The following is a 5,992-nucleotide window of genomic DNA, read 5'->3' on the forward strand; positions in this document are numbered from 1 at the left end:
AAGGGGGACCTTGTGGGAGAGTAGGACGCCGCCGGACTTAACGTAGGCAACACCAGGGAACCCCTGACCAGCACTGGTCAGGGGTTTTCTGCGTTCACGGGTCGCTGGAGCAGGGCGTGACGGTAGCATTGGCGGGTCATGACTGCGCCATTCACCACTGCTTCCGGGTCCGAGATCCGCGTCCGTTTCTGCCCGAGCCCGACGGGGACCCCGCACGTGGGGCTCATCCGCACGGCTCTGTTCAACTGGGCGTACGCACGCCACAGCGGCGGCAAGCTCGTGTTCCGCATCGAGGACACCGACGCCGCGCGGGACAGCGAAGAGTCCTATGCGCAGATCCTCGACGGCCTGCGCTGGCTCCGGCTGGACTGGGACGAGGGCGTCGACGCCGGCGGCGAGCACGGACCGTACCGGCAGTCGGAGCGGACCGCGATCTACGAAGACGTCATCGCGAAGCTCAAGGCGTCCGGGCACATCTACGAGTCCTTCGTCACGCCCGAGGAGATGGAGGCCCGCAACAAGGCTGCCGGGCGCGATCCGAAGCAGGGCTACGACAACCACGAGCGGGACCTGTCCGACGACGAGCGTCAAGCGTTCCGCGACCAGGGCCGCGAGCCGGCGCTGCGACTCCGGGTCCCGGACCGTGACCTGAGCTTCGACGACCTCGTCCGTGGCGAGATCACCTTCAAGCAGGGGACGTTCCCGGACTTCGTGGTCGTCCGGCCGAACGGCAAGCCGCTGTACACGTTCACGAACCCGGTGGACGACGCCCTGATGGGCATCACGCACGTCCTCCGCGGCGAGGACCTGCTGTCGTCGACCCCGCGGCAGATCGCGCTGTACGAGGCGCTGTACGAGATCGGGCTCGCACCGGCGATCCCGGTGTTCGGTCACCTGCCGTACGTCATGGGCGAGGGCAACAAGAAGCTCTCGAAGCGCGACCCCGAGGCGAACCTGTTCCACCACCGCGACGCCGGCATGATCCCCGAGGGGCTCGTCAACTACCTGGCGCTGCTCGGCTGGTCGATCGGTGCCGACCGCGACGTCTTCTCGATCGACGAGATGGTGGCGGCGTTCGACGTCACCGACGTCAACCCCAACCCGGCGCGCTTCGACCACAAGAAGGCCGAGGCGATCAACGGCGACCACATCCGGCTGCTCGACGCGTCGGACTTCCGCTCCCGGCTGCTGCCGTACCTCACCGACCTCGTGGCCGACCCGCCGACCGCGGAGCAGACCGAGGTCCTGACGAAGGCTGCGCCGCTCGTCCAGGAGCGCATGCAGCTGCTCGGTGAGGCCCCGGCGATGCTCGGGTTCCTGTTCACCGCCGACGTCGACCTGGTGGTCGAGGACGACGCACTGGCATCGCTCAAGGGCGACACCGGCGCCGTGCTCACGGCCGGCATCGCGGCGCTCGAGCAGCTCGAGGACTGGCGCACCGAGGCGATCGAGGGTGCCCTCCGCACGGCGCTCATCGACGACCTCGGGTTGAAGCCCCGGGTCGCCTTCGGTCCGCTGCGCGTGGGGGTCTCCGGGCGCCGGATCAGCCCGCCGCTCTTCGAGTCGATGGAGATCCTCGGCAAGGAGTCCACCCTGACGCGGCTCCGCGCCCTCGCGGCCCGCTGAACGGCGAACGATGAGCACCGCGGGAAGCGCTGCAGGACCCACGGGCGTGCCGAGTACCCCGGTCGTCCACGACGTCGCGGTCATCGGGGCCGGACCGGCCGGTCTGAGCGCTGCGCTCAACCTGGTGCGGGCGAAGCGCACGGTGCTCCTCGTCGACGCCAACCGGCCACGCAACGCCGCGACCCTGCGGTCGCACGGCTTCCTGACGCGTGACGGGATCTCCCCCCTCGAGCTCCGGAAGCTCGGTCGCGCCGAGGTCGAGGAGTACCCCGAGGCGACGATCGTGCAGGCCGTCGTCGACCTGGTGACCCCCGACGCCGACGGGTGGCGGCTGCACTGGACCTGGCGTGGTGCCGAGGTGGACGCGCGGGCGCGGACCGTCGTCGTCGCCACGGGGCTGCGCGAGGAGTTCCCGGCACTGCCGATGCTCCGTGCGTTCTACGGCACCGCGGTGCACAGCTGCGTCGAGTGCGATGCGTACGAGAAGGCGGGGGAGCTCCTCGCGTTCATCTGCGAGACCGACGACGTCGTGGACCGGGCACTGCTCATCGCGGCGTGGGCCGACGACCTCATCGTGTACACGAACGGTGTCGCCCCGCTCGACGACGCGGGGCGAGCACGGCTGGCGCGTGCCGGTGTCGTGGTCGACGAACGGGTGATCGAGGACCTCGAGGGCGACCGGACCGGCATGACCGGGGTCCGGTTGGTCGACGGCCACGTGGAGCCGCGGACCGGCGGGTTCGTCCGGCCGACGTGGCACGCCGACCTCGACTGGCTGCGCGCCGACACGCCCGGTGCGCCGACGGCCCCGGAGCGCGATGCCCACGGACTCCTCGTCGTCGACCGGGTCGGTCGGACCACCGTTCCCGGGCTGTACGCCGTGGGGGACGTGACCCCTCCCGGGCCGGAGCAGCTCATCGTCGCCGCCGGGCACGGTGCCACGACGGCCGCGGCAGTGCACCGAGACCTCGTGGGTGGTCTCGTGGACCTCCGGGATGCTGTACAGTAGTTGATCGTGCCCCGGACAACGGGGACAGAAGGCCAGCAGGCCTTTTGGGGTATGGTGTAATTGGCAACACAGCGGTTTCTGGTACCGTCGTTCTTGGTTCGAGTCCAGGTACCCCAGCACTCGAAGAACAGCCCCCGGGATCCCCGGGGGCTGTTCTCGTCTCCGGACTCGTGCGCCGCCATCGCCTCCATCGGCGATCCACAGGCTCCGGACTGCGCATTCCGAGGTTGCGCGGAACCGCACGATGCTCCGGCCCACCCGGGCCACCCGCGGCCCTGGACCGTCCCCGTACGGGGGCCGAGCACGCTGGCGGAGGTGCACCGGGCCTCCCGGTCGGGTTGCGTGACCCCGCACCCCGCGCGACACGGCTCGTGGGCCGTACCGCGTCGGACGTACCGTCGCAGGACCGGCGCGGGACCCGCGGCGGCCCGCCGACGAGCATCCGAGGTGTCATCGTGACCTCTGCCGACCCGCTGACGACGACCGAGCACTGGACCCACCGCGCCGCGATCCCGCTGGCCGACGACCACTCCGTCCTGGACCGCTGGGACCGTGTGGTCGCGCTCCACGGCGACGCCGCTGCTCTTGCCGGGGACGGCCGTCCCTACACGTTCAGCGAGGCGGACCGGGCGGCGCGCGACCTCGCGTCGGTGCTCGGGGCCGAGCTCCGACCCGACGACCACAGTGGTGCCGGCGTCGGCGCCGTGGCCGGTGGGGCATCGAAGCCGGTCGGCATCATGGCCGGCCAGACCACCGAGGCCGTCGTCGCGATCCTGGCGCTCGTCCGGGCGGGGCGCACCGTGGTGGTGCTCGACGAGCACCTGCCAGCCGTCCGCCTCGGACACGTCGCACAGCTCGCCGGGGTCGACGAGATCGTGGCGGACGCCGCGCGCGCCGACCTGGCGGCGACCGTCGTCGCCGACCGTGACGGCCGGGTGCACGCACTCGACGAGCTGATCGAACGACGCGGCGAGACCGTGGGCAGCGAAACAGCCGGCGGCGGGACCGCGGGCAGCGAAACGCAGCCGGACACAGCGGCCGACGCGACCGGCACCCGCCCGGGCGGCCACGACGCGTTCGCGATCGTGTTCACCTCCGGCTCGACGGGCATGCCGAAGGGCGTCGTCCTGACGCACCGGCAGCAGCTCGCGAACGCCGAGCAGGACGCCGTCGCCCTCGGCACCGGACCCGGTGACCGCCTCGGCGTGGTCCTGCCGCTGTCGTTCGCCGCCGGTCTGCTGTTCTCGTTCGACACCCTGCTGAGCGGCGGGAGCGTCGTGCTCCTCGAACCCCGCGAGCTCGGCGTCGAACGCCTGCTCGCACGGTTCTCCGCCGACGGCGTGAACGTCCTCGTCTGCACCCCGCACCTGCTGCGGTCGATCGTCGGCTCGCAGACGGCACCCGGGGCGCAGGCATCCGGGGCGGGTCCCGCGCTCGGCGGCCTCCGCTTCCTGATGACCACCGGCGAGGCGGTGACCGGCGCCGACATCGCCGCCGCCCGACCGCACCTCGACCCGACGACCCTGCTGCTGAACGCCTTCGGGTCGAGCGAGACCGGCTGCGTGGCCTACTGCCCCGTGGAGCCCGGTGCCCCGGTGCCCGAGGGCGTCGTGCCCGCTGGGTGGCCGCTGCCCGGCAAGCAGGTGCTCGTGCTGCGCGAGGACGGCAGCCCCGCCGACCCGGGGGAGACCGGCGAACTCGTCATCGTCTCCCAGGGCCTGACCGCCGGGTACTGGGGTGCCCCAGAGAAGACCGCCGAACGTGCCGGACACACCGACGACGGCACGCCGACGTGGCGGCAGGGCGACCTGGCCCGGATCGAGCCGGACGGCCGGCTCGTGCTGCTCGGACGCTCCGACGACGCCGTCAAGGTCCGTGGGTACCTCGTGGAACCGAGCGAGGTCGAGGCGGCGCTCCGCGCGATCCCCGAGGTGCACGACGCCGTCGTCACCGCGCAGGTCGACCCGCCCGCCGTCACCCGCCTCGTCGCGTACGTCGTCGGCCGTCCGGGCCAGCGCACGCCCGCGCCCGCGGCCCTGCGCCTGGCCCTGCGGGACCGCCTGCCGGAGTACATGGTGCCGGCGTCGATCGTGCCGATGACCGAGCTGCCGCGGAACGAGCGCGGCAAGGTCGACCGGGCCGAGCTGCCGGGTGCGCCGAGCATCGAGACCGAGATGGTCGAGGGCGAGTACGACCAGTGGGAGCTCGTGGTCGGGCAGATCTGGGCAGAGGTGCTGGGCCTGCGCGGCGTCCACCTCGACGAGGACTTCTCGGCCCTCGGCGGCGACTCGTTGTCGGCGGAGGAGATGCTCGCGCTCGTGCAGAGCCGTCTCGGCATCGACCTGCGCTCGTCGGACGTCCTGCAGCACCCGACGCTCCGGGCGTTCGCCCGACGGGTGCGGAGCGGCACGACGGCGCTGCCGAGCCACCCCGACGTCGTCAAGGTGTCCGGCGCGCGCGAGTCCGGCCGTCCGCCGGTGTTCTGCTTCGCCGGCGGTGGAGCGCTCGCCCTGACGTTCCTGCCGTTGTCCCGCTACCTGCCCGAGCACGACGTGTACGCGTTCCAGCAGCACGGCCTCGAGCGTCGGGGCATGCCGGACTGGAGCATCCAGGCCAGTGCTCGCCGGTACGTCGCCCTGATGCGCATCGTGCAGCCGCGCGGACCGTACCTGCTGGTCGGCCACTCGCTCGGCGGGCTGATCGCGCTCGAGATCGCCCGGCTGCTCACCGAGAGCGGCGAGCAGGTCGAGCACGTCGCGCTGCTGGACACCTACCTGCCGCGGACCGGGGCCGAGGGGGTCCGGAAGCACTTCGGACGGCTCGAGCCCCGCGAACACCGCAACCCCGCCGTCCGTGTCGTCGGCCAGCGCCTCGCCGGGGCCGTCCGGCGGGTCATGCCGTCCGGCATGTCGTGGGGCGAGCACGTCGCGAAGCGCGCGCGGGCCTACAGCGCTGGTGTGCTGCGGCACGGCGGGCAGAAGGACTTCGACGCCTTCTTCGACCAGGCCGAGCTCGTCACCCGGCGGCACCACCCGACGCCGTTCCACGGACGGGCGACGTACGTGCTCGCCGATGCGAACCCGGACGCGACCGGCTGGTCCGCGCTGCTGCGCGGGCGGACCGAGACCGTGCGGATCGCGGCCGAGCACAGCTCGCTGCTGCGGGAACCGCACGTGGCCGACCTCGCGACGGCGCTGCGTGCGGCGTTCGCGACGGAGGGCGCGGCCCGGAACTGAGCCGGGTGACGGACGGGAGGCGCGGGGCCAGCTGTGGACTGGTCCCCGGTTCTTGGACTGATTAGTCGGTTCGAGATCCGGGGATGGTTCGTGTGGGTGGTACCGCGTCGTCGTTGACGAG

At 72.2% G+C, this 5,992-nt stretch carries 3 protein-coding genes and 1 tRNA gene; all 4 read left to right on the forward strand.

Annotated features, from left to right (window positions below):
- Window positions 1-138: 138 nt before the first annotated feature.
- The 4 genes from gltX to EDF48_RS18920 all read left to right on the forward strand — a co-directional run bounded on the left by gltX (window position 139) and on the right by EDF48_RS18920 (window position 5,871).
- Window positions 139-1,626 (forward strand): glutamate--tRNA ligase, encoded by a 1,488-nt coding sequence (gene gltX / locus EDF48_RS18905; RefSeq protein WP_131881974.1) that lies wholly within the window; start codon window positions 139-141, stop codon window positions 1,624-1,626.
- A gap of 46 nt (window positions 1,627-1,672) precedes the next feature.
- A complete protein-coding gene (locus tag EDF48_RS18910; protein WP_243698156.1) occupies window positions 1,673-2,635 on the forward strand; it encodes an NAD(P)/FAD-dependent oxidoreductase in 963 nt (320 codons plus the stop codon).
- A gap of 45 nt (window positions 2,636-2,680) precedes the next feature.
- A tRNA-Gln gene (locus tag EDF48_RS18915) sits at window positions 2,681-2,752 on the forward strand.
- 338 nt (window positions 2,753-3,090) lie between these two features.
- Window positions 3,091-5,871, forward strand: a complete 2,781-nt coding sequence (locus EDF48_RS18920) for an alpha/beta fold hydrolase (protein ID WP_165932472.1) — start codon at window positions 3,091-3,093, stop codon at window positions 5,869-5,871.
- Window positions 5,872-5,992 lie beyond the last annotated feature (121 nt).

Origin of the sequence: Curtobacterium sp. PhB191, assembly GCF_004346515.1 — a bacterium.
In the GTDB taxonomy this organism is placed as follows: Bacteria; Actinomycetota; Actinomycetes; order Actinomycetales; family Microbacteriaceae; genus Curtobacterium.

Bases quoted from the DNA above. Each gene is read 5' to 3' on its own strand.
- gltX (WP_131881974.1), top strand. From the start codon at position 139: ATGACTGCGCCATTCACCACTGCTTCCGGGTCCGAGATCCGCGTCCGT.